The 26,279-nt window shown below is 41.6% G+C and carries 16 protein-coding genes; 7 read left to right on the top strand and 9 right to left on the bottom strand.

From position 1 onward, the window contains the following. The first annotated feature begins 83 nt into the window (after positions 1-83). The 5 genes from BM107_RS03455 (at position 84) to BM107_RS03475 (ending at position 9,455) form a co-directional block, all read left to right on the top strand. Complete coding sequence (locus BM107_RS03455; protein WP_090980314.1) at positions 84-1,469, top strand: family 43 glycosylhydrolase; 1,386 nt, start codon at positions 84-86, stop codon at positions 1,467-1,469. A gap of 72 nt (positions 1,470-1,541) precedes the next feature. Then, entirely contained in the window at positions 1,542-4,007 is a 2,466-nt protein-coding gene (locus tag BM107_RS03460; RefSeq protein WP_090980316.1) for a glycoside hydrolase family 95 protein, read from the top strand. Positions 4,008-4,904: 897 nt separating this feature from the next. After that, the gene (locus tag BM107_RS03465) at positions 4,905-6,251 is read left to right on the top strand and encodes a proton-conducting transporter transmembrane domain-containing protein (RefSeq protein WP_208864322.1); all 1,347 of its coding nucleotides are present in this window, start codon (positions 4,905-4,907) and stop codon (positions 6,249-6,251) included. A 2-nt stretch (positions 6,252-6,253) separates the two neighbouring features. Then, entirely contained in the window at positions 6,254-8,602 is a 2,349-nt protein-coding gene (locus BM107_RS03470; protein ID WP_090980319.1) for a DUF2309 domain-containing protein, read from the top strand. Positions 8,603-8,621: 19 nt separating this feature from the next. Next, positions 8,622-9,455, top strand: a complete 834-nt coding sequence (locus tag BM107_RS03475) for a DUF6671 family protein (protein WP_090980321.1) — start codon at positions 8,622-8,624, stop codon at positions 9,453-9,455. A 101-nt stretch (positions 9,456-9,556) separates the two neighbouring features. Here BM107_RS03475 and BM107_RS03480 read toward each other — a convergent pair whose 3' ends face one another. Next, positions 9,557-10,498: a LysR family transcriptional regulator gene (locus BM107_RS03480; RefSeq protein WP_090980322.1), complete on the bottom strand. Its 942-nt coding sequence runs from the start codon at positions 10,496-10,498 to the stop codon at positions 9,557-9,559. Positions 10,499-10,586: 88 nt separating this feature from the next. On the opposite strand from BM107_RS03480, the gene BM107_RS03485 reads away from it, so the two are divergent. Then, positions 10,587-12,023 (top strand): NADP-dependent isocitrate dehydrogenase, encoded by a 1,437-nt coding sequence (locus BM107_RS03485; protein WP_090980324.1) that lies wholly within the window; start codon positions 10,587-10,589, stop codon positions 12,021-12,023. Between the two features lie 193 nt (positions 12,024-12,216). Beyond that, complete coding sequence (locus BM107_RS03490) at positions 12,217-12,489, top strand: hypothetical protein (protein WP_090980325.1); 273 nt, start codon at positions 12,217-12,219, stop codon at positions 12,487-12,489. Between the two features lie 210 nt (positions 12,490-12,699). On the opposite strand, the gene BM107_RS03495 is transcribed toward BM107_RS03490, so the two are convergent. From BM107_RS03495 to BM107_RS03530, 8 genes are all read right to left on the bottom strand, one after another. After that, a complete protein-coding gene (locus BM107_RS03495) occupies positions 12,700-13,773 on the bottom strand; it encodes an alpha/beta hydrolase family protein (protein WP_090980327.1) in 1,074 nt (357 codons plus the stop codon). Further along, positions 13,773-15,755, bottom strand: a complete 1,983-nt coding sequence (locus BM107_RS03500; RefSeq protein WP_090980329.1) for a TlpA family protein disulfide reductase — start codon at positions 15,753-15,755, stop codon at positions 13,773-13,775. The genes BM107_RS03495 and BM107_RS03500 overlap by 1 nt, the downstream gene beginning before the upstream one ends. Before the next feature lie 342 nt (positions 15,756-16,097). After that, positions 16,098-17,495 carry a RagB/SusD family nutrient uptake outer membrane protein gene (locus tag BM107_RS03505; RefSeq protein WP_090980331.1) on the bottom strand — a complete coding sequence of 466 codons (1,398 nt, stop codon included), beginning with the start codon at positions 17,493-17,495 and terminating at the stop codon, positions 16,098-16,100. Between the two features lie 13 nt (positions 17,496-17,508). Beyond that, positions 17,509-21,099 (bottom strand): SusC/RagA family TonB-linked outer membrane protein, encoded by a 3,591-nt coding sequence (locus tag BM107_RS03510; RefSeq protein ID WP_090980333.1) that lies wholly within the window; start codon positions 21,097-21,099, stop codon positions 17,509-17,511. Between the two features lie 42 nt (positions 21,100-21,141). Then, complete coding sequence (locus BM107_RS03515) at positions 21,142-22,161, bottom strand: FecR family protein (RefSeq protein ID WP_090980336.1); 1,020 nt, start codon at positions 22,159-22,161, stop codon at positions 21,142-21,144. A 150-nt stretch (positions 22,162-22,311) separates the two neighbouring features. After that, positions 22,312-22,923: an RNA polymerase sigma factor gene (locus BM107_RS03520; RefSeq protein ID WP_159435188.1), complete on the bottom strand. Its 612-nt coding sequence runs from the start codon at positions 22,921-22,923 to the stop codon at positions 22,312-22,314. 366 nt (positions 22,924-23,289) lie between these two features. Further along, entirely contained in the window at positions 23,290-23,721 is a 432-nt protein-coding gene (locus BM107_RS03525) for a hypothetical protein (protein WP_090980340.1), read from the bottom strand. A gap of 205 nt (positions 23,722-23,926) precedes the next feature. Continuing rightward, positions 23,927-25,996, bottom strand: a complete 2,070-nt coding sequence (locus tag BM107_RS03530) for an NPCBM/NEW2 domain-containing protein (RefSeq protein ID WP_244278716.1) — start codon at positions 25,994-25,996, stop codon at positions 23,927-23,929. Positions 25,997-26,279: the final 283 nt, after the last annotated feature.

Consider the following 26,279-nt stretch of genomic DNA (forward strand, 5'->3'; position numbering starts at 1 on the left):
AAATTTATCACATCATCAGGAGATTATATTTGAATGTCTGCAAAACAGGTATAACCAAATAATAAATAGTCAATCTTCTCAAAATGAAACTAAAACTTTTACGCATCGCATTAACCATATTTTGCTTTACACGGATAGCATTAGCCCAAACCCCTGTTGTTCAAACTAAATTTACGGCTGATCCTGCTCCTATGGTATATAAAGACACCGTTTTTTTGTATACCGGACATGATGACGACCAGGCATTCGGCTTCAGAATGAAAGACTGGTTACTGTATACCTCCACAGATATGGTTAACTGGACTGATCATGGTGCTGTAGCATCTGTAAAGGATTTTAAATGGGCAAATTCAGAAGATGGTGCATGGGCCGCCCAATGCATAGCCAGAAATGGAAAATTTTACCTCTATTGCTCTATGCCAAATGCCATTGGTATTGGTGTAATGGTAGCCGACAGCCCATACGGACCATTCAGAGATCCTATTGGAAGGCCACTGATCAAAAATTCGATGGAAGATATCGACCCAAGTGTTTTGATTGACGATGATGGACAGGCATACTTGTATTGGGGCAATCCTAATCTCTGGTATGTTAAGCTTAATGAAGATATGATTTCGATTTCTGGTGATCTCATCAAAGATCCTTCATTCGCAAAAGGTAAAGCAGATCATGATTTTTTTCATTATCAGGAGGGTCCCTGGGCCTGGAAACGGAAAGGGAAATATTATATGGCCTATGCCTCTACCTGCTGCCCCGAAGGTATAGGTTATGCTATGGGCGAAACCGCCACAGGACCATGGAAATACGCAGGTATGATTATGGATGGAGACCCGCGATCCGGCGGCAATCACCCGGGAATTATTGATTACAAAGGAAAATCTTACGTATTCGGATTTGACCAAAGCTTGAGAATGAAAACGATGAGCCAGCCTTACGAGCGCCGTTCAGTTCGGGTTAAGGAACTCAGGTACAGGGCAGACGGCACCATTGAAAAGCTTCCGTTCTGGACACCTGAAGGGCTGAAAAGTGCCGGAACGATCAATCCATATCAAAACGTAAGAGCAGTTACCATGGCTTACAGTGAAGGTGTTAAAACAGTGGTGGCATCAACGCTGGGAAATCTTAAATCTGCTACAAATGGCGGAAAAATTCCTTCAGGAATGGTACTTACCGCCATCCACAACGGAGACTATATCAAAATAAGAAGCGTAGACTTTTCAAAGGGAGCAAATACTTTGGAGGTATTAGTAGCAGCAGTCTACGGAGGTCAGATCGAAGTACGAATAGACGCCATAGACGGTCCGCTGTTAGGAGTAGTGAATGTTAACTATAAAGGCGAGGGTGATGTTTGGAGAAGCATAAAAACACCGGTTAAATCGTTAACCGGTTCGCATGATCTTTACTTTGTATTTAAGGGAAAACATGATTTATTTTATTTTGATTCCTGGCAATTTACGGGCAACCGATAATCAACAACCTGATTAATACATTAAACAATAAACTTAAAGACATTTATTTTCAGTATCCTATCATCTTTTCGAATGAAACTAAACTTTACGACCGGTCTCCTCAGCATTTCGATGCTATTTAAGGTAGGCTTAGGTTATGCTCAAACCAAAAGCACTGCACCACTCCTACCGCTTAACAATAAAACCCTGTGGTATACCTCACCTGCCAAAGTGTGGGAAGAAGCTTTACCTATTGGAAACGGTCAGTTCGGTGCCATGATTTTTGGGCACCCGTCAAATGAAAAGCTTCAACTCAATGAAATTACACTATGGTCTGGTGATCCACAGCCTGATGCAGACCGCAAGGATGCTTACCAGTATCTGGATACCATCAGGCGAACGATACGGAATCAAAACTATAAACTGGCTGAACAGTTAACACGTGATCATTTTACTTCCCCTGCACCATACAATGCTTCCTATCAGACCTTAGGCAATTTGACCATGAAGTTTAAGTTACCTGAAGGGAAGCCTGTGGAGGGTTACCGCCGCTGGCTAAACATCGACCAGGCTATCGCAGGTATTTCTTTTAGTGTAAATGGCATTGCTTATCAAAGGGAAATCTTTTCCAGTGCGGCAGATCAGGCTATGGTTCAGCGCCTGAGCGCTTCTAAAAAAGGTAGTTTGAGCCTGAAACTAGGGCTGAGCAGGATCGAAAATGCCAAAACGCGTTTTGTTGCACCTAATACGCTTATCATGACAGGCCATGCCGATGGAAAATTAACCTATGAAGTACAGCTTACTGTACTAAACACCGGTGGTTCGGTTAAGGTTTCGGGGCAGGACCTTGAAGTTGTTAATGCTGATGAGCTAACGATTATCATGGCGGCAGGGACCTCTTATACATTGGATTATGAAAAATTTTTCCTTGGAAAAGATCCGCATGAAGCCGTAACGCAACGCATGGAACGGGCAATCCATAAGCCTTACCTGGCATTAAAGAAAGACCACATCAATGAATATCAGCCGTATTTCCGCAGGGTAAACTTCGAACTTGGCAACAATAAAGATCCAGGATTACCTACCAATGAACGTTTAAAAGCTTATGGCAATGGACTGGCAGATCCTTCCTTTGCGACACTTTTTTATCAATATGGCAGGTACCTGTTGATTTCTTCCAGCCGTCCCGGTAACCTGCTCCCTTCTAATTCGCAGGGTTTGTGGGGAGATGGACTTGATTTACCCTGGAAATGCGATTACAAATCAAATATTAATTATGAGATGAATTACTGGCCTGCTGAGCAAAGCAACTTATCAGAAATGCATCTGCCGATGATCCGCCTGACACAGGCCCTGGTGAAACCCGGAACCAAAACCGCCAAAACCTATTATGGCCCGCAGACACCGGGATGGTTTTATGGTTACACCACCAATGGCTGGGCCTGGACAAGTCCGGGTGCAGACCTACCCTGGGGTGTTTTTATCGGTGGAAGTGGCTGGGCCTGCCAGCATCTTTGGGAACACTATGCTTTTACCCGCGATAAAAATTATCTGAAAACCATCTACCCAACGCTAAAAGGTGCAGCAGAATTTTATATGGCAACCCTAATAAAAGATAAAAATGGTTTCTTGGTGACCTCACCCTCTACCTCTCCTGAAAATTACTTTGTTACCAATGATCGTAAAAGCGGAACGGTAACCGAAGGAGCAACAATGGAAAAATCCATCATCTGGGATTTATTGAACAATGTGGCACAGGCTGCATTAACTTTAAATGACGATCAGGCTTTTCAACTTCAGGTGAAAAAAGTACGCGACGGAATCAGTCCTTTAAAAACCGGCAAAGCCGGACAGTTGCAGGAGTGGAATGAAGACTGGGACCTGAATTCGGGCGATCCGCATCACCGGCATGTTTCGCATTTATTTGCCCTGCACCCGGGAAGACAGATCACTGCCCTGGGTACGCCTGAACTGGCTAAAGCCGCCAGGAAAACCCTGGAGTTACGTGGCGATGATGGCACCGGCTGGTCTATCGCCTGGAAAGAAAATTTCTGGGCTAGGTTAAGAGAGGGTGATCATGCGCATAAGCTTTTATCAAATCAACTGCGCGCCACTTACCAGACTGAAACCATCATGGCGGATGCTGGTGGTACCTATCCCAATCTTTTTGATGCCCATCCCCCATTTCAGATTGATGGAAATTTTGGAGCGGTATCAGGCATGACTGAAATGCTGTTACAAAGTATGGAAACATATACCAGCGCAAATGGCCAGGATGCTTACATCCTTGATTTATTACCGGCACTACCAACTGCCTGGCCGAGCGGACACATTACCGGACTGAAAGCCAGAGGCGGTTTTGAAGTATCACTTAAATGGAAGGACGGAAAACTGCACAGCGGAACCATCAAGTCATTAAATGGAGAACCCTTTAAAATCAGGACCTCAAACCAGATAAAAATTAAAGAGGTAAATGCAATAGCCAGGAAGGCAGATGGTAACTTTATGTATAGTATGCAATCTAAAAAAGGCATAACCTACTCATTTTCATCAATATAAAAGACATTTTTTTACATATGCCTCTTACAATCTTTAAACGAAAATAACGGTTATTCCTTATCGCTTTATTGAATGATCATTTATCGGATCATTTTAACAGGAATAATCAACTACTTTTCGCTTTGCCTTTCGGCGTGGGCTCGCCTCTGCTAACGACTAAGAACCAGTGCAGGTGTGCCATCGCCGAAAGTTTATTTTTTTTGCATAAAAAAAAGAAAAACCATAGCCGTCTTCCGTAAATTTTAGGTTTTTAGAACTATCGTCACTCCCACCTCAATTCGATAGCGATCAAATGCAAACCATTTAATGTTCGTGAATACCTAAGATAAAAATCTGAGCTCGATTAATAATCTGCGCTGAAGATGTTTTATGAACATTATTATTTCTGATCACCACGGCTATCGCATTAACCCATATTCTTATTCATACTGATAAAATTGTTTTATTAGCAGATTATAATTATTTAAAGGCCTGAAATCAAATACGGGGCAAGCATCTTATTACCAATAACAAGCTTTAATTGCTAAAAAATTAGGCCTTGAAGTAATCATTTTTTCGCTTAATACCGTGATGGCATGTAATTTTCTGCAAATGCTAAATTAATCCGGTTTTCCCGCCCTGACCTCCGACAGAATCTTCTAAAGGAAAATCCTTCGTATCATTTCACCCCGAATAAATATAAAATATATTTATGTATTATATATAAAATATAAATAAAAATTTATAATTGATTTTCGACAGTTTTGCGCCGTAATACATAAAAACATCCATTACAACATGAACTTAAAACAAGCATTTGAAACTCCTTTTATAAGGCCTCAGAGAAAAATTTCCAACTACTACTGTTATGTAGTTACAGCTATATGCGCTATAGTGTTTCTTGCCACGGTCCTTATTATGCTCATCGCAACAACCGTACATTTGGACTTTAACTTTTGGGGACTCTTCAGAATAAATGCCTTTACACTTCTGATTTGGGGTGTAGTAAGCTTTTTCAGTACGCTGGTGAGCATTTATAGCTCAACCTATCTTACAGGATTCAGATACCGAACACGTTTTGCAGCACTCTGTTTGGGCTTTACCTTATCAGTAATGGTTTTGGTAGCTGCCGATCACGTTGTTGCATTATTAATTTCCTGGTTCTTAATGGGATTTTTCATGGCAAGACTGATTGGGATAGAATCTGACTGGCCGGAAGCCTGTGCTGCGTCAGAATATGCGCAAAAGTTCTTCATTTTGTCAGGGGTGATGCTTAGCGCAGGTGTATTGTTACTTGCATTTAGCACAGAGAAATTCACCCAAGCTAAGATTATACCTGCGCTGAGCAGTTTACCTAAGCCAACCCTTTTGGTATCTTCGCTATTTATTATTTTTTCCTGTTTAATACAGTCAGCCATTTACCCCTTTCATAGATGGCTGCTCTCTGCCATGACAGCGCCTACTCCTGCCTCGGCCCTTATGCATGCGGGGTTTGTCAATGGTTCGGGGATTATACTTACACTGTTTGCATCGTTAATGGTTCATGCAGATGTACTGACCCTGCTATTTGCAGTTGGGGGCCTTACCGCCATCATTGCCCAGTTTACAAAATTACTTCAGGTTAGCGTTAAGCAAAAGCTGGCCTGTTCGACAATTGCTCAAATGGGCTTTATGATTATGCAATGCGGGCTGGGTTTTTTCAATGCTGCGGTGACGCATTTAATTCTTCATGGATTTTATAAAGCCTACCTTTTCCTTTCCTCCGGAGAAAACATTAAGGCATCTGTGCCTGAAAAACCAATGCCAATACTGATCAGGCCATTACAGGCCCTTGTTGTAATAATGAGCGGAATTATTGGAGCAGGATTTTTTGCATGGCTAACAGGAAAAGGAAAAGTGTTAGACAGTGGCATTTTTCTAATATTAGTTGTCGCGATTACAGTAGGACAGGCAACCTATAACATCGTAAAACAAAGTATACTAACCTTCGGACAAAAACTTGTACTTCAGCTGTTGGTATTTCCGGCAGGTATAGGCAGCTATGCACTAATATATAATGGCGTAAGCTACCTTATGAAAGATTTTGCCTTTGTTGAAGTGCCATCTCCTCTTTCGTTGGTACAAATCCTATTCGGTGTAGTTTTTCTGCTGGGCTTTTTCATCATGAAGCTGGGATTGTATAAAAATTTCCCCTGGCTATACGTAAAGTTATTGAATATCAGCCAACCTTACCGTCACACTATTCTAAACTATAAAAATAAATAAATATGATCAATTCAGATTTTACAGCCAGTATCGAAGAAGCATCATCGGTTATTGGAAAAACCTGGCCGCTTTATGGCTTTGTAACCTCCAATCCCCTATCTGGCTATGAGGACAAAACTTTCGGGCACGCGATCAGGAAAGCAAGCAAATACCTTGATGCCTCCGTTCTTCCTTCATCCTCAATGTTCGCTCAGGCGTGGACCTCTGGAGAAATCAATAATCATATCCTAAAAAAGATGCTGGAAGAAGCTGGGTTACATCAGCAGAGCGAATTTTACCTCAAAGAAATGGAACGGTTAAAAGATAGCAAACCAGTTAACGAAAACCGTAAGCTAGACAGGATTATTGCCAAGTGGCTTTGCGCCTTTATGGATGAAGGCATGGGTGAATGGGAAATGCCCGGACGGGAAAATGGCTTTTTTTCTTGTTGGCGCAAACTGGGCATCTATGATCAGGAGATTGGAATTAGCTCAGAGAATGAAATACCGGAAACAGCAGACCAGGCGCTTTCGGCTTACCTGATGGGCTATTCGTACCAGGAGTGTGTGAGCATCTTTACCGAGCACCTCGCAGCCATGCCAGGCTGGGCCGGTTATATTAAATACAGAATGAGCGAATGCTCACCATGGCAGCGGAAGTACCCAATCACCCTGAAGGATTACCTGGCAGTGCGTTTATGTATAGCCAATAAGATTGCGTGCGGCATCTATACCGAACGTACTACAGATCAGAAACAGAATGATATGTTCAGCTTAAAAATGTTATGGCTAAAAGCCTGGGAAAAAAGCTGGCAAATGAGTCTGAGGAAAGCTATCGGCAACAATTTGAAGCAAATGAAAATTGAAAGTCAAACGAAAACAAAGCCTTTGGCCCAATTTGTTTTTTGTATTGATACCAGGTCTGAGCTTATTAGGAGGCATATTGAAGCGAAACGAGAATATGAAACTTTTGGTTATGCAGGTTTTTTTGGAATAGCGGCTGATTACGAGGATCCGGGTACGGGCCTCTTGCGTAAATCATGTCCACCTATTCTTTCCTCAGCATACACCATTTCAGAGAAGCCATTACCGGGAAGGGCTTCGGAAATGTCAGCTTATCATCAGAAAATAGGCGTTAAGGCATTTATGGATTTCCTCGGTCAGCGCATGAAAAATATGCTTCCTTCGGCTTTTGGCTACGTAGAGGGAACCGGTCTTTTCTATGGAATGGCACTGTTATGGCGAGGACTAAGAAATTCAACGAGATTAGTAAATAAACCAGGCCATGAAAATAGCTGCATAACACATTTAAATGCAAACAACAATAAAAGCACAGAGAAGCAGCTACAAATCAGGGAAAAAGCAGCCATTGTAAAGTCGGCCTTTGCGCTGTTAGGCTGGAAAGATTTTGCGCCGTTGGTTGTCGTTGCGGGCCATGGGAGCCATTCTGTTAACAATCCATTTGCATCAAGTTTAGATTGCGGAGCCTGTGCGGCAAGTCCGGGTCGCCACAACGCCAGGATGCTGGCCACACTGGCCAATCATCCGGAAGTCAGGACACTGCTTAGAACAGAATTTAACATAGATATTCCAGAGCAGACCTTCTTTTTGGGTGCTGAGCACAATACTGTTACTGATGAATTGGAACTTTTCGACATAGAAGCGCCTGCATCACATCATTTAATGATCAGGTTGCTCAAATCAGATCTGAAAGAGGTTCAGCAACAAGCTATCGCAGAAAGGCTCAAAGAGAAAAACGGGATGAATCTAGCACATAAAAAATCAACAAACTGGGCAGAAACCAGACCTGAATGGGGGCTTGCCGGAAATGCCGGCTTCATCATTGCACCTCGCAACGTTACCAGAGAGCTGAATCTAAAAGGCAGGTGCTTTTTGCACTCTTATGACTGGGAAACGGACCATGACGGACTTTCCCTGGAAATGATTATGCAGGGTCCAATGGTTGTTACCCAATGGATCAACAGCCACTATTATTTTTCTACAGTAGATAATGAAAAATTTGGCGGAGGGTCAAAAATAACCCACAATGTTACCGGAAGGTTTGGTGTGATGAGGGGCAATGGAGGAGACCTTAAGTATGGGCTTCCGCTGCAGTCGGTAAATAGTTCCGACCGTACGATTCACCATCAGCCCCTCAGGCTATCTGTTATTATCCAGGCGCCGATTGAAAGAATTGAACAGATACTCTTAAAAAATGCTCAGCTAAAGCAACTCATTATCAACGAATGGATATACCTTTTGGTCATAAATCCACAAGATGACAATCAAATCCATCTTTATCAAAGTGATGAAAGCTGGTTGTTGATAGATTGTGAAGAGCCGGCTACTTTGCATAGATTATCTATGGTTTGAAATAAATAAAAAATAAATCTTGAATTTTAAAGGAAGAAAGCTGGTTATAGCGACCATGCATGGTAAGGAAAGCGTATTAAGTCCAATACTTGAAAAAGCACTTGGTGTAGAAACCATCGTTCCGGAAAGTTTCAATACAGATCTCTACGGAACTTTTTCCGGAGAAATACTGCGTAAAATGGATCCACTCGAGGCAGCAAAAGCAAAATGCGTGGATGCTTGCCGAATCGTTGGCTGTGGTTTGGCCGTAGGAAGTGAAGGATCTTTCGGCCCTCACCCATTCATTTATTTTATACCTGCCGACGAGGAAATACTCGTATTTATGGACCTTGAAAATGATATCTGTGTAAGGGCGAGAATTGTTAGCCTAAAAACAAACTTTGGTGCAAAAACCTTTACTGACTGGGAAACTGCCGCTCATTTTGCCAATTCAGCCAGGTTTCCCGGTCACGGGCTTATCATTTCAAACCAGCAACGTACGCAGGTAAAAAAGGGTATTCAGGATTGGGAAATACTAAGAGAATATTTTAATAGATACTTAGGGGACTATGGATCGGTTGTTTTGGAGACCGATATGCGGGCCATGTACAATCCTATGCGTATGGCCGTTATTGCTGAGGCAGGAGAAAAGCTTGTCCAAAGCATATTGCGTATATGTCCTCACTGTAGTTTTCCCGGGTATGATGTTTCAAAAGTAAATCCAGGACTCCCATGTGCTGAATGTAGACTTCCGACAAAAAATACGCTTTCGCATACCTATACATGTCAAAAATGCAATCATACCGAAGAGCAACTTTATCCGCATGAAAAAAGGAATGAAGATCCGCGATATTGCGACTATTGTAATCCATGAGCAGTTTCAAAGCACTCCTTTAGCTATTTAGGAACTTATAAACTTATTGCTTTCACAACACTATTTTTAACAAATAATTATCAAATTCAGGTTAATAGCTTTCAACTATTCTGACTGGCAACAAACTGCTCGAACCAGGAAAACTTATCAGCAATGATCCTGGTTTTTTCCTTTTGAAGATGCAACAAGAAAGCGGCTGCTACTGGCGAAAAGGACTTGTTTTTTAACCAAATCATGTTCCAGACTGAACTGAGCGGCAAACCTTTTACAGGAATAATACATAACTCGCCATTTAGGAGTTCGTTTTTGATGCCAATCAGTGGCATAATAGAATAACCAAGACCGGCCACAACTGCTTGTTTTACGGCTTCATTTGAAGTAAGTTCCATTTTTTTCTTCACATTGAGGTTATGCTTGGAAATGTATCGTTCCATCGTATACCTTGTGCCTGAGCCTTGTTCCCTGTAGATGATAGGAAGCGTTTCAAGCACTTCGTAGGTATTGGCCTTAACTGGCTGGGGTTCCCGTCCGGATCCGACAAGATAAAGTTTGTTCTGCATAAGCTCTATGGACTCTACCACAAGTTTCTCCGGCAATACAGAGACTAAGGAAAAATCGACCTCGTTTTTTTCGAGACTTTCTATTACCCTGGCCTTATTGGTCACATCAAGCACAAGTTCTATACCCTGGTGCTGTTTCAGAAAATCTGACAGAAAATAAGGGATTACATATTTACCTGTAGACACTACCGAGAGCTTGAGCCTGCCGCTTAGCTGACCTTTATAAGCCATAGTCTTGTAATTAATCGCATAAACTTCCCCAAGTATTTTTTCTGCAGCAATGGCAATCTCAGCTCCGAAGTCGGTTACATATAATTGCCTTCCCATTACTTCTGTGAGTGGGATATTAAACTGGTCTTGCAGATTTTTTAATTGTATGGATACGGCCGGCTGTGTAAGATGGAGTTCCTGAGCGGCTTTGGTAATGCTTTTGGTTTGAGTAATTTTCAGAAATATCTGAAGCTGATGCAACGTATAATTCATAAAATAATTTTATGTTTTCTATCGCAAATATAAATGAAAATATATGAAAATTAGACTTCAACTTTGCATCAGAAAATAATTTAATCTTATGACAAGAATCGCAATTGCAAAGGGTGACGGTATCGGCCCCGAGATAGTGGAGGCAACACTTTCCATTTTACGAGCATCAGGAGCCGAAATCCAAATGGATTATGTTGATATTGGTGAAAAGGTGTACTTAAATGGTAACTCCTCTGGTATTGATGCTGCAGCCTGGGAAATCATCAGAAAGAATAAAATATTTTTAAAAGGCCCCGTCACCACTCCACAAGGCGGTGGATATAAAAGTATAAATGTAAGTACCAGAAAGTTCCTCGGCCTTTATGCCAATGTAAGACCATGCGTAAGTCATTACCCCTTTATCGAAACCAAGCATCCCGAAATGAATGTGGTGATTGTAAGAGAAAATGAAGAGGATCTATATGCAGGTATTGAGCATCAACAGACCGATGAAGTTATCCAGTGCCTTAAACTCATCAGTCGCCCTGGTTGCGAAAAGATAGTGAGATACGCTTTTGAATATGCTTTGCAAAACAACAAAAAGAAAGTGACATGCTTTACCAAAGATAACATCATGAAACAAACCGACGGAATGTTCCGCCAGGTGTTTAATGAGATCGGAAACGAATATCCTGATATAGAAAAAGAACACTGGATTGTGGATATCGGTGCAGCTAAGCTGGCAGATACACCAGAATGTTTTGAAGCGATTGTGATGCAAAATCTATATGGAGATATCTTAAGTGATGTTGCGGCACAGATTACCGGATCCGTTGGCCTCGGCGGTTCTGCTAATATCGGTGAATCTTGCGCAATGTTCGAAGCCATTCATGGTTCTGCACCTACAATTGCGGGACAGGATGTAGCAAATCCCTCGGGCCTGATTCACGGTGCAATAATGATGCTAAACCATATTGGGCAGGCTCCAGCGGCAGAAAAAATCCATAATGCCTGGCTTAAAACGATTGAAGATGGTGTGCATACACAAGATATTTATAAACCGGGAAAGAGTAGTATCCTTGTAGGTACCAAAGCATTTGCCAGTGCGGTGATAAACAATCTCGGCCTAAAGCCTTCAATACTTCAACCAGTTTCCTACACAGGCAGTTCGGCACTTAAACTTCCAAAATACGTGAGAAAGCCTCAGAAGACTAAAGAACTTAAGGGAATAGATCTCTTTTTTCATTGGACAGGCAACAGCCCGGATGCGCTTGCAGCGAAACTTAAAACGATCGAGACAGCAGGAATTGAACTTTCGATGATTACCAATAGGGGAATTAAGGTTTGGCCTGGTGGATTTCCGGAAACTTTCTGCACTGATCACTGGAGATGCCGGTTCATGCCAGCCAGAGATACCTTTATTGACCAGAGAAAAATTATTGGCCTGTTTCTTACTGCTACTTTGGCTGGACTTGAGGTGATCAAAAGCGAAAACCTGTATGCCTTTGACGGTGTAGATGCATTTTCTCTTGGCCAGGGACAGTAGCTAACCTAATCACATTACCGTTTTTAAAAAATTAAAGCTACGATCACTTGAGCATCGGATCAGCGAACAAGAAACAGTTACCGGTTGCTATCTTCAAACTTTAGCAATCTATTAAAACAAACCCTTGTGCAAGGCATAGTTCTGGTGAACACCTAGTAAATAAAAACTAACCAATATCAAATTTTAAAATAATATGCAACACAACAATCAGTTTACACTTATCCAGGGAAAGTTTACCGTGGAAGACGCAAAATCAATTTTATTCAACTTTTATAATACCAAAATTAATTTCCATAATTTGCAGCTTATCGCAATTCATGAAGGTAAACCAGGAGACGCCAGGGAGATTGAGCAAAAAGTTTCTGCACTAAAACAGATGAAACAGGAAATCTCTTCACTATCGTCGGCACCAGACTTTGCCAACCAGTTGCTGGAAATCGAAGGTCATATTACTATAAAACGATAGTAAGTTGGTGTTGGCCATTATTCAAAAAGAAATCTGCATTATTTAGCTCATCTTACATAAAATCGAAGTGCCAGATTTTCACCAACAATTCAAACAGCAAATTTTTATCGGGTCAACCTCTGCTTAAGATGGTGTTTTGACCAGGATTAACCAGTTCAGTATAGATCATGATTACCTTGCTGAACTGGTAAATCGCCACCCTGTCATCATCTAAAATCTTTTCTTTAACCAATTAATCATAAGCTTCATGGCTACATCTGAAAAGCCGGCTTTAATCTTAGGAATTTCAGCCTGGTTACAGGTAACACAGGGTAAAAACAAATGATTTAAATTGGGAATCAGCATCGTTTCTACATCGCTATTTCCACCCTGCCGCGTATATTCCTTCCAGTGCTGCAGGTTTTCCTTTCCGGCCACCATGAGGTCACGGTCACCATTTAAAGCCAATACAGGCACCTTGATCTGTGCAAGTGTTTTTACCGCATTATATTGAATAAAAAAACGGTACCAGGAACTTGTAGCCATTTTCAGGTAGCTGTAAATCGGAAAGCGGAAGTGATCAAAAGGTTGGTTTAACGTTTTGAAATAAGCATCATCTTTTACCTTCCACAGGTTATAGGTTTCATTTAATTTTGCCTCCATATTGGCGGAATCTGCATATTTATAGGCCGTTTGAAACATCAGTTCATTGATCTGGTTAGAACGGGCTTTATCGTAATCGGGCAGCTGGGCGTTTGCAACCAGATCTCGGTTTTGCCTGATCAAAGCATCCAGTCCGTTGGAAGCCAGCCCGGCAATACTAATCAAAAAAGCGACTTGTTTGCTATTTGACGCTGCAATGCTGATGGCAATGCCCCCTTCACTATGTCCCAGCAAACCGATCTTTTTGGCGTTAATTTCTTTACGGCCGCATAGATAGGCTACCGCAGCAAGGGCGTCATTGGCAAAATCGAGTGTCGTGGCCTTTTCGTACACACCGGTGGTTTTACCAACCCCCCGATCATCAAGCCGGAGTACGGCATAACCGTTTTTGGATAACCCATCTGCAATATCCTGGAATATCTTGTGCCCACCCATGGTACCATCACGATCTTGTTTTCCCGTACCGGAAACTACTACTATAGCCGTAAATGAACCCTTGCCCGATGGAATGGTTAAGGTTCCACCGTAAGTGATGCTGTCTTTTGCCGAACTAAAGAGTACGTCTTCTGAACGATAACTTTGCGCATATGTAAAATGACCAAATAACAACAGCACGAATAAGGAGATGATTTTTTCTTCCATTAGTTTGCGCTTTTGGTCAGTTCAATCAGGCTTGAAATTTCATCGGCCAGGGCAGTCGCGCTCCCCCCGTAGCCAATGGAAATAAACCTTAAATAGCCGTTTCGATCAATGATCAGCTTTTGCGGAATCCCCGAAATACTGAAGGTTTTGGCTATACGGCTAAATACTTCATCATTGGTTTTAGCACCTTCGGTCTGGTTATCAAACAAAACCTTAAAGGGATATTGATTATCTTTGATGTATTTAGCTACTTCTGCCTGGAAGCCGGCTTTATATTCTTCAGTATCCACAAAAAGGAAAACCACATCCGGATCGTTTTTATACTTCTCTACGGCCAGTTTCATACCTGGGAAAGAAGCTTTACAGGGTACACACCAGGTGGCCCAAAAGTCCATTACAACCGTTTTTCCCTTAAGCCCGGCCAGGGTAACCGTATTTCCTTTCAGATCTTTCATGCTCCATGCAGGCATTTCCTTTTTAATCATCCTGGCTTTTAGTTCTTCCTGATTTTTCTGCAGATCTGCAGGATTTTTAAGTGATTCTACATAAGCCTCAAAGCCGGCAGCTGATTTTTTGCGTTTGATGTATAAAGCTTTAAGCATGGCCGTCATTTCAGTAGAACTTTGATTTTCGAACATGCTTTTGATCAGCAGTTTTTCGAGTTCAGCACTTTTACCCAGTTTTTGAAGGGCAATGGCCTGCTCATTATTGATCGCAGCCTGCTTATAATGTTGAATTTGTTGTGCCTCTTGTGTAATGCGAAGCGCCTGAGCATAAAGACCAGCCTTATTAAGTAAACCAGCGTATACCCTTGACACATTAAGTACAAAAAGCCGCTGATATTCTTTCTGCCATTCTATTGGCGAGAGGTAGGCCATACTTTCAGGCCGATGCGATTTAAAGTATTCAAATCTTTTCACCAGCAGATCAGAATATTCCTTTAAGCGATTGAGATTCCCTTTGTCATAAGGAATCTGGATCAGCTTATAATATACATTTGGCAGCGCTTCGAACGATAAAGAATCTACATAATGCGCTACTTCATTGCCATTCGGATGTTGCATGGCACCAAACACCATGATATTTTGATAAACCATGCCATAACTGATGCGATTCTGGGCATCTATTTCCGGGCTGCTTAGATATTCGGGGAAATCTTCCAGAAACTTTTCTGAAGCAGCTAAAATTGTAGCTATATCACGGCTTTGTCCAATATTTTTATAGGCAGTTATTCGGGCGAGGCTTCCTTTTGGAAAACGTTGTGCCCAGACTTTTTCAATAGAATCAGCCAGATTTTTATCATTTAAAAGATATTGTGCTATCCGGCGTCCATTGAACAAGTCCAGTTCACTAGCCTCAGGCCTTTTCAAGTAAGCCATTACCCGCTGTAAACGCGGCGTTGCACTATCTTTATAAGTGTTTTTTAGTGCTGAAGCGTAGGGGTAAGCCAGCATAGACTTTGATGGCTGATTGTAACTGATTTCCTGGTTAAGCCAATGATAGGTAGCCGAATCGCTGATGCCTTCAAATTTGATATAATTTGGGATATCCATGCCATATTTTGGTGAACGGGCCATGCCCCAACCGGCATAGCCACCCGGAGCAATCAGCCCTTTACGCTTAGCGTCAGATAACATCACAAAATAGCCCTGGTCCTGATTGTTATCAATCTGGTCTCCGGAAGTGAATTTAAAACCCAAAAAACCGCAATCTGCGGGCACATTAAAGGTGGCCTTCCAAAGGTTTTGCACGCTTTCCAATTTTAGGTCAGCAGCTTTCCATTTGTAATTAATATACTGGTAAACAACTGCACTTACCTGCTTTTTACCCGATAATACGGTCTGCGAAGCATCGTAAGTAATGGTTAAAGCCTTACCACTTTCAGGCCTTTCAGGAGATACCTTAAAAGCTGCCGGAGATTGCGCAAAAACAGCAAGGGAGAACGCCAGTAAAATGTGCAGAAACAGGATTTTTTTTAACATGTTTTTTAATTAAGTGAGATTTTACTATGGGTATAAATGTCATCCTGAGGGATAATTTATTTTATAAAAATCAATATAAATGACAGTAGGTTTTAATGGAAATAAATCTTTTTGAGGAATCGTCATTGCGAGAAGGCTTTTCCAGCCGACGAAGCAATCTTTATAGCAAGAATTTCTAGCATGATAGATTGCTTCGTCGTTTTTCCCCGCAATGACGCCTTTTTTTGGATGCTGTCAATGGTAGTTTGTCGAAAGACGCAATTTTAATTTTTATAAGGCGTTTCGACAGGCTCAACATGACAAATCAGATTCAAAATTACATCCTCATATCAATTATAATAATTATGGGTTGGGTTCCAGTTCAGGATTTAAGGAACGGAAATATTCAGCAATTGGAAATACATATCGGTTACTGTTTGGTGCCAGCGAATACGTGGTGCCGTTAAATACACGTGTGTAAGTTCGCTGAAAATTCGTTTGATTATTTAACCTGCGCATATCCCACCAGCGAAGCGAAATACCAAAAAATTCACGGCGGCGCTCGTCAATCACCTTGTTTAGGGCATCATTGGCATCAGTGGCCGTCAAAGGTGTATAATCTGCGGTTTTAAATCTTTTAATCCGAAGGTTGTTTACCCAGATCATTGCATTCGTCGCATCATTGGCACGTGCATAAGCTTCAGCACGGATCAGCATCATCTCCGGCACAGAAGGACCTTCATTGCGGGTCTCTCCTATGGCACGTTCTTTGGTATAAACCCTGCCGGTCAAGCTGGAGGATATCGTTGCTGCAGGCGTGGTAAATAAAGCGTAACGCTGATCTTTAGTGCCTAGTAAATTGAACCACTCGTCACTAGGTTTTAATACCGTAGGAAAAAAGTTTAAAGAACTGTTAACCGGTACTTTGGATAACAGAATTTCAGGATCTGTGATTCTTCTAGGATAATTTGTACTGGTCACGGTTGTGATCGTTGACAAATCGTTCAGGGTACTTCTCAATTTAAGGGCTTCATCTGCATATTTGCCAGCATTTGCATAATCGTTCATCATCAGGTAACAACGGGCCAGCTCGCCATAGGCGGAAGCTTTTGAAGGAAGGGTATTATAGGCTTGCGTTTCTGGAAGCGCCGGAAGTGCTTTAGCAAGGTCACTAATGATCTGGTTATACACCTCTTGTACGGAGGCACGGTTTAGCTTCTGACTCAGGGTTTGTACCAGGATTAAGGGTACACCCAGATCGGTTCCGGCCGTTGCGGCATTGTAGGGTTTAGCATAGGTATTTACCAGGTTCAGGTAGGTATCTGCACGGTGTACCAGTGCCTCAGCAGTTAAAGCATCTTTATCTGCCTGGGCGCCGTCACTGCCGGGCAATTCGTTAATGATGGTATTACAGTTCAAAACATTATTGTACAGACGGATCCAGTTTGGATCTTGTTCAATATTTGATCCTAAAGGATAGATCACCGGCTGCCAGGTATAGCTGGCTACAAGATAATTGTAATTCAGCGATCCTGAAAGTGCTGTTTGTTGCGCCGCATCATTAAGATTGATATCCGAAGAAGCGAAATCAGACAGGTTAGCTACCGTTTCAAAATTGGAAGTATTGTTTAACAGATAACGGTAATTGATGGTTTGGTTGGGTACCAGCTGTCCCTGGGTTTTAATATCAACAAACTTCTTACATCCGGCCAATGTGGCAGTAGCTAAAAGAAAAGTAAGGATTTTATATTTTGGATTCATTATCGTTTTTTGGTTAAAAGTTCACATTAAGGGATAAGTTATAAGATACCGGTGAAGGAAGTCCCAATGTAGAGGCATTTAAACTGCCTGCAAAATCAGGATCAAGGCCTTCTTTGTTGGCCTTCCAAATTAACCCTAGATTTCTAACCGAGAAGCCTACATTGGCAGCCCTCATAAATTTTAATTTTTCTACCGGAATCTGGTAACTTAGTGATAACTCACGCAAACGGATATAATCACCCTTTAATACGTTGATGTCTGATTGCTGATAGCGCAATAAACTGGTTGGTGCTAAAGCACCTGCTGCACCCGGTACATTGGTAAAGGCTTCATCTCCTGCTTTGGTCCAGCGTTTTGTAATATCTTCATGAAGATCATACTTTGTACCGGTTCTTGAGGAAGGATAGGCAGAAATGGTTGGACGCATGAAAACGTTGCCAAATTGGTAAGTAGCTACCGCCATCAAAGTAAATGCTTTGTACCGGAATGAGGTATTAAAACTACCAAAATATGGTGGGGTTTTACGGCCCGCATAAGCTAAGGCATCAATAGAGGTTACATTCTGATTGGCAGCAACCTTGTTTCCATTCTGGTCGTATACCTGTGTTAATCCGTTGGCATCTAATCCAGCATTGCGGAATACAAATATTTTATCCGTTGCATAACCATCTAACGGCACCCCGCCGAAAGCCGGGTTGGAAAGAAAAGAAGAATTGACAATAAAACGGGTATCTGTAATCTCGTTTGTATTATAGGCAAAATTTAGCCCGGCATTCCACTCATAATCCTTTTCGCGGATCATCGTTCCGTTCAGGTTGAACTCCATACCATGCCCCGATAAAGAAGCGGTGTTCCTAAAAATACTGGTAAAACCATAAGTTCCGTTAATCGGGAACTCGTAAAACAGATCTTTACCCCTTTTGCTGTACACGTCTACCGAACCCGACAAACGGTTATCCAATATAGCAAAATCAATTCCCAAGTTGGCCACATTTGTTTTCTCCCATCTTAACTCCGGATTGGCAGGTGCTATAATACTGGCATTCGGTAAACCGGTAGCCAAATCGCCAGAACCCAAACTGATCCAGGTAAAAGGATAAGTGTTTGTGGAGATATTTCCATTTACACCATAAGTTGCCCGCAAACTCAAGCTGCTTAGCCAATTTTCATTTTTAAGAAAGGATTCTTTTTTGGCATCCCATTTTAAACCGGAAGACCAAAGCGGCGTAGCACGGAATTTACGATCTACCCCAAAGTTATTGTAATCATCATAACGCACACTTCCTGAAAGGGTATATTTCCCTTTATAGGTATAGGCGGCGTTACTGTAGTAAGAAAGGTATCTTCTTACCTTATCCTGTTGTGTTGGATTACCCGTCAAGCCCTGATTGAAACCTTGAACGGTGGCATAAGGTGTAAAGAAATTTACCGCTCTGGAAATCCCGTTTCCGGTATTGTAACCATAAAGCACACTTGTTCCCTGCCCTGCTTTCGTTTGGCGGATCTCGGAACCGGCAATCATGGTTAATTGGTGATCACTACCAAAAGTACGGTCGTAATTTAACTGCCCCCTTAAGGTATAGTTGTTATTACTACCATTCATATTGTTTAAAATACCGCTACCAGGGGCCAGTCCGATGCTGTTTACCGCTCTGCCTGAAGTAGGTATCGGGGTGTAGGTGTTTACTAAGTTGCGGTAATAAAAAGTTGATTCGTTATAATAGTTTTTAGTGTAACCAAAGCTTCTTTCATTGGAAAAAAGGGCATTTGCAGATAAACCTTTAAAGATGGGAACATTCAGGTTCAGGTTGAAATTATAATTGTTTTCGTTTTGTGAATTGTCTACGTTATCCATCTCATCAAGCACGTTGTATTTCCAGTTCAGGAAACCCTGGTTTTGCAGGTTATCTACCCAGCCAGAATAATAAGCGGTAGAATAAGCGACACGGTTGCCGTTTTCATCTACAAATTGACTATAGGGCATAAAGGTGCTGGCTGATGGCGATAACAGGTTAGTGAGGCTTACCGCACCGGTTTTATATTTAAAGAAAGAGGCCCTGAAATTTGCAGATAATGTGGCTACTTTAAACAATTTGAAATTATTGTTCATTGCTAAAGTTAAACGCTGGCCTTCAGTCCCTTTAGTATAAGGGTTTTCTTTACTGTAAGAAGCAGAATAGAAATAATCGCTGCTCTTACCTCCGCCACTCACCGAAAGGTTGTATTGCTGGTTATTTGAAGGACGCAACAGGTAATCATCTATTTGCGAACGGTTATCTCTGGTACTCAGGCGACTGATGGCCGAATCATAGGCGGCTTGAGTAATGGTTCCGGCTTTTAATTTAAAAGTCAGGTCGGTTGCTTCAGCAACAGGGCCACTTAAAGCCGAGGTTGCACTTGGTGCAAAAATTAAATTTTTGGCCACTAAGTCTTGCTCATAAGCAATTGTCTGTGCAGCATTCATCATTTTAAGGTAACCCAAATTCGGACGATTGGCTATGGCAGCCGTCATAGAGAAACTTATGGTTGGTGCCTGCGCGGTTTTACCTTTTTTAGTGGTAATTACAATTACCCCATTTGCTGCGCGTGTTCCCCATATAGAAGCTGCCGCAGCATCTTTCAAAAAAGAAATATTGGCAATATCATTTGGGTTGATAGTAGCTAAATCTAATTCCATAATGGCACCATCTACTACCACTAACGGGAAGCTTTCTCCCCTCAGGGTATTATTGCCCCTGATTTCCATGTTGTAATCAGACCTACCTAATGCGCGGGTTGACGAATTGATACCTTGCTGTGTATTTCCATAAGTAAACATGTTGTCAGAGTTTAAGGTAACCTTTAATCCAGGCACCAGTGATTCTAAACGCTGTACCACGTTAGGGGTTGGGATTTTTTTCAGGTCTTCTGCCGTTACCTCGGATGCTGCTCCGGTTGAACGCTCTTTAGGCAATACCTGGTAACCATTGGAAACGATGTTAACGTCCTGCAATTGATTGCTGGCCGCCGGGGTTAAAGAGGCATTCAAGTTGTTGGTATTGGTCGTTACCGGTAAGTTACTGGTTTGGTATCCCAGATACGAAAAACTAACAGACGTAGTCGTATTTGGTACAAAAATCGAATACTTTCCGTTTCCGTCGGTAGTAACTGCCCGGTTAGATCCGTTAGATTTGATGGTAACGCCAGGCAACGGATTACTATTTTCATCGGTAACCTGCCCAGAGATGTAAAATTCGTTACTGCTGTTGTTGCTTGCGCTTCCCTCAGGCAGGTTAGTCTGGGCGTTTATGCCAAGGCCTTTTGCGTCTCGGCTCACAATGGTATAATTTCCCTCGCTTACATAAAGGAATAATAAATTGTTAGGATATAATACATTTTTCAGCGCTTCATCTACCGATTTGGCCTTCAAACTTGCAATAGAGGCTGTTTTTCCCTGTACAATACTGTGTTCGTAAGCAAACTTGGTTTTGTATTTTTTCGAAATGGCATCAAGTGCCTGTTGCAGGCTGATTTGCTGATTTTGCGCAGCCGCATGGAATGCAGCACCAAAAGCCAGCAATACCACCAGTAGAAAATAAAGGGGTCTGGTAAAGTTTTTGTTCATGTTTGATTAGTTTGGTTGTTTGTTGATAATATGGGCCGGCATTTATCTGCGTTTGAGATAAATAACCTTGCCTTGTTTTTGGATATTTACATTTAAAATATGGCTCAGGGTAAAGAGCAAGCCCTCTTCGCTTTTGATCGAAATGCTGCCATCAATCTTTTTCTGGCCAAGTGCCGGATCATCCAGAATTACCTGATAGCCATACACATCTTCGAAATTTCGCAGGATTTCGTTAACCGTGGTTTGGTTAACGATTAAACGACCATCTGTCCAGGCTGATTGCTGTAGCGAACCTCGCTTTTCTACCGTTAACAAACCGTTGCGACTATTTACCTGTACCACATTGCCAGGATACATCTGGTAATGCTGTCCGGTTTTTACAGCCCGTACCCGCACACTACCTTCAACCAGGGCAACATGAGCCATACCGCGTCTTTCCTTTATATTAAATGTGGTACCTAAAACCTGCACTTCTATAGTCCTGGTTTCTGCTTTAAATAATTCGCCGGCTTTGATATGAGCGGCGTTATGATTGAGGTGTTTGACTTTGAAATAGGCTTCACCCTCCAGTTTAACTACCCTGTTTTCTTTCCAGGCATAAGCCCGTGGATAACTCAAGGTAGAGTTGGCATTTAAAATCACCTCAGAACCATCTGGCAGCGCAATCTTTTTTTGTTCGCCAAAAGCCGTATGAATACTCACGGTAGAATTCAGGAACCAGCCGATAAATAATGCCAATATTAAGCTGGCGGCCAGCCCTCCTGCCCAAAAGTATTTTTGCCTGCTGATTTTTATTTTTCTGTGTCCCTTTGCGATAGACTGATGAATGGCTGCTAACAGGTTTTCTTCTAAATGGAGAGAAGTTTTAAAAGGCTTTGGACTGAGCATTATTCGCAGCTGCAATTCCGCATCCGAAAATGCAGCAAGGTTTTGCGGTTGTGCCTTCTGCCAGTTTTCCCAGAAAAGCCTATCTTCTGGCAGCTGATATTTTACATAACGCAGAAAATCGGGATCTTCTAAAAAATCGCTTGTTGTAAAGGTAGTATAGTTGTGTTTGGTCATAAAACAGTGTGACCAATGATGGCCATACGATTATACAAACAAGAAAGAAAAGGAAATTACCCCATGGAAATTAAATTATTTTAAAAATATTTTCCATTGTTAAAAAATGGCTTGGCAGCACTATAAATAAAGACCAGTTGCTTACTTCACTTAGATATGCCATTTATGGAGCTTGTTTAATTCCAGTAATAACAATACCAATGAGGTCTTATCTACTTTCATAATCTCGCGCAAGGCATCTAATGCCCTTGCACTAAGTTTGTAGGTACCCTTGGTAGTCAGATCCATAATTTCTGCAATCTGGCTATAATCCAGTTCTTCAAAATATTTGAGGTAAATAATTTCTTTTTGCCTGGGTGTTAGCTGATTCATGGCTGCTGCCAGTTGTACAGCCTTTTGGTTTATTTCTTCTTTGCGGATATAGGCAGATTCAAGGGTAAAGTTCAAATCAAAAAGATATTCGTCGCTTGCTTCCACTTTCTCGTATTTCGATTCCTTTGTCCGGTGGTTAACGATGGTATTACGAAGGGCAGCGAGCAGATAATAGCGGATCTGCGTTGTTGGATTGAGTGTTTTTCGGTTTTCCCAAAGTTTAATGAAAAGGTTGTGCAGGCAATCTTTCACCTCATCTTCCTGATGGAGCATGCGCATTCCATATTGGTATAATGACTGAAAATGCACCTTATAGATTTGATCCAGGGCATCTTCCTCGCCATTAAGTAAGCGGGACCAAAGGGCAGTATCCGAAAGTTCAGGATTCAAGTTTGACTGTTGATAATCAAAGATACAACTCCTTTGTAAAAAAGGAATTTAAGAGCAGGATTTCTTTTTTGGCGAGTTTAACTCCCAGAAACAACGTGCTCATTATTTATTCAGCACTTCACGTGTTAAAAGCCAGTTGATGATTTAGTGATTATCCACACAATAAGCATTTATAATTTATGCTCAACTTTACCTTATGCATAATCGTAAATATCATCTAAGTTTATTTACTTAAATCCAGACTCAATGAACTTTTACGGATGAGTTTTAAGGCGTATTTTTTATCTTTAACAAAATAGCAGTCACAGTATAGCCACTTGAAACCACGTTGGGTGGTGTTTATCAAAGGCTGATACTTTAACGTTGCTATTCCACATTGCCTTTATAGACTACCTGATCTTTAAGGTAGAGAATTGATTTCTTCGCATCATAACGGTAAGTACCGTTTCCATAAATCAAATCTCCGGTTTTATTTAAAAGTACGGAGTGCTGATCATCATCTGGCAGAAACAACTCTACTTTAGCCTGGTCATCACTCATCAGCACAAAAGCGCTGATTACCTCCCTGTCCTTTTCAACGGCTACAGGATTTAATCGAAATCCAACATTGAAAATTTGTATACAGTCATTTTTCAATTTGCTCCAGGTATACCCGGCTGAGCCTATACATCCATGCCCGTCCTGATCAGCTCCAACATTTGCTGTATCTTGCTTACCTTTCTGTTCCGATTTGCTGGCTCGTTCTCCACAGGCTGAGAACAACATCATTCCAATGGCTACTATCGCTAATCTGTTCATATCAATTAGTTTAGATTCCTGACATAAACAATAAATATGCCATCTAAAATCTTATTTCCTTAAGAAACGGCGATTACAGGCAAGATCGCAACCGCAGCAGCACCAATAACAACTCATAAATGGAGTTAATTTTTAGTGTAAGCAGATGCCAAACAAAATGAGAAATTGTTTTAATTACGTTTGGCATCTGATAGAGCGCCAGATTTTATTTTAAAGCTGAGAACTTGTACAATAATACCCCATGTGCCGGCACTTTTAGCTTTATTTTTGAGGTGTTAGCATCTCCTGTAGCTATTTGCTGCTGTCTCCATAGATCTCTTACGCTAAAACGACCTTTTAACCCCAATTTTTTAAAATCTGCATAATCCATATCTACAGGCTCTGTTCCGAAATTGCAGAAACCAACAGCCTTTCCTCCGTCTTCCAGCTCTTTAACGTAAATCCTTAAATCGCCAATAGTTTGCAAACAAACGCCCTGTTTCCCAAGCGGATCCTGATTAATCTCAATTACCTCGTCATTGGTAAGCAGGTTTAGGGTGAAATCATCCAGTTTTTCCATATCACATCCTATCAATAAAGGTGCTGAAAACATGCTCCATAAGCTGATGTGTAAATATTGTTCATCTGGCTTTAACTTGCTTGGGTGAGGATTTCCCCAACCAACCTGGCCCACTACCAGCATATCAGGATCGTTCCAGTTGCCTGGTTTGGCGTAAGGGGCCGCCTGATCTTGTGCCAGCGCGATACTTTTTACGCTAGACCAGGTGTCGGTAATATCGTTAGTCGTTCTCCAGGCACTTCCATGTACCGAATCGCCCCATTTCCAAACATCAGACATGCCGTACTGGCATAAACTAAAAACAATATCCCTCGGCTGCGCACGTAAATAATCTCCCATCATTTGAAATGGTTTTACAGCGGTATTTAATTTTTCGCCACCTTTATAAGATAGTGATGAAACTTTATAAGGGTCATTATCCGGCAAACCATCAATTACGTTACCATAGCTGCACCAGTCATACTTTAGGTAATCAAAACCCCATTTAGCATAGCTTTTGGCATCGTTTTTTTCATAACCGTAACTACCGGCACAGCCTCCGCAAGTCCATGGTCCGGGACTAGAATACAAACCGATTTTCAACCCCAGATGATGTACATAATCAGCAAGACCTTTCATGTCCGGAAATCTTTTGTTGGTTACGATATTTCCTGCCTCATCGCGGAATCTACCCTGTAAATCAGGGTCTTTTGAATCGCGGCTGTTTTGCCAAAAGTCGTCAATGTTGATGTAAGTCCAGCCGTGATTAATCAACCCACTCTTTACCATAGCATCAGCAGCACGTTTTATTTTATCTGCAGATACCTCATGGGCAAAACAGTTCCAGCTGTTCCAGCCCATTGGAGGCGTTAAGGCAATGCGATCGCCACATACTATTTTGAATCTTCGTTCGGCCGTACCCCTGGCATTTTTCGCCTTTAAGGTAACCAGATAGGTTCCCGCTTGAGGAATTTTACCGGTAATCAGACCAGTTTTGTTGTCAATTTTCAATCCTTTAGGCAAATTCAAAGCGGTAAAAGTCAAAGGTCTTTCGCCGGTTGCCGTAACCCGATGCTGGAACGGGGATCCGGGCCGCACACCAAATACTTTTGCTCCGGTAAATTTGGGAAAAGCTGCTGGTTTTGGGGTTAGTATATAAGGGGTAGAAGAAATTGGATTATACGTTTTGAAGGTGTTTACCCCTATCGCCTCAAACTTAGCATCTGCCCAGTTTACATGATCGTAATAATCGCCATTACCTCCATCTGTAACCATAAGTTCTAATTTGTTTATCCCTTCCAGGTTAACCTGACATGATTTAGCTTCCTCTCCTACTTTCATTATACCACTGTTCCAAAGTTGCTTACCGTCGCCCATAACCACAAATTCGGCTGCTGGTTGTTGTCCTTTCACTTCATCATCAATGCCCACCATGGCAGAAAAGGATTTTGCTTTTCCATCTAGAATAACCGTTAACAGGCTGGTTGCATGGCTTCCGAAACCTCTTTCGAAGGTTTTGCCTGCTATACTCATTGTTCTGCCATCAACTGTTTTGTTTTTTCTGGGGGTTCCATATCCCTGGGTAGCACTGCTTAAGTCTAACTCATCTAACCACACGGTTTTAATAGAAGATTGAGCAATGGCCAAAAAACTTAACATGACAAAGCTGATGCTTAGCATTAGGTGTTTTATTAATTTCATGATGATTTCGAAATAGGTTTGTTTATCAGTGTGCAATAAATATTTGGTTAAGCATTAATGTAAATGCCTATGGTAAAAATCTAACTACCTTGACAACAAATTTAGTTGGGCGAGGTATAGCAATAGGGTACACTTGTATGGTTAACTTACAATAATGTTAAATAACCGGGGGTTATCCATCAACGCGTACACCGGTATTTCATTTTCAGGTATATCATATTCGGTTTGTGGTTTGAATCAGCAAATGTAACATTTACTTTGTGAAAGGAGTATTTGAATGGGCGGCATAAACTTACAGCTGCAGTCAAACATTTTTGTA

The organism is Pedobacter suwonensis, from assembly GCF_900111825.1.
Taxonomy (GTDB): domain Bacteria; phylum Bacteroidota; class Bacteroidia; order Sphingobacteriales; family Sphingobacteriaceae; genus Pedobacter; species Pedobacter suwonensis.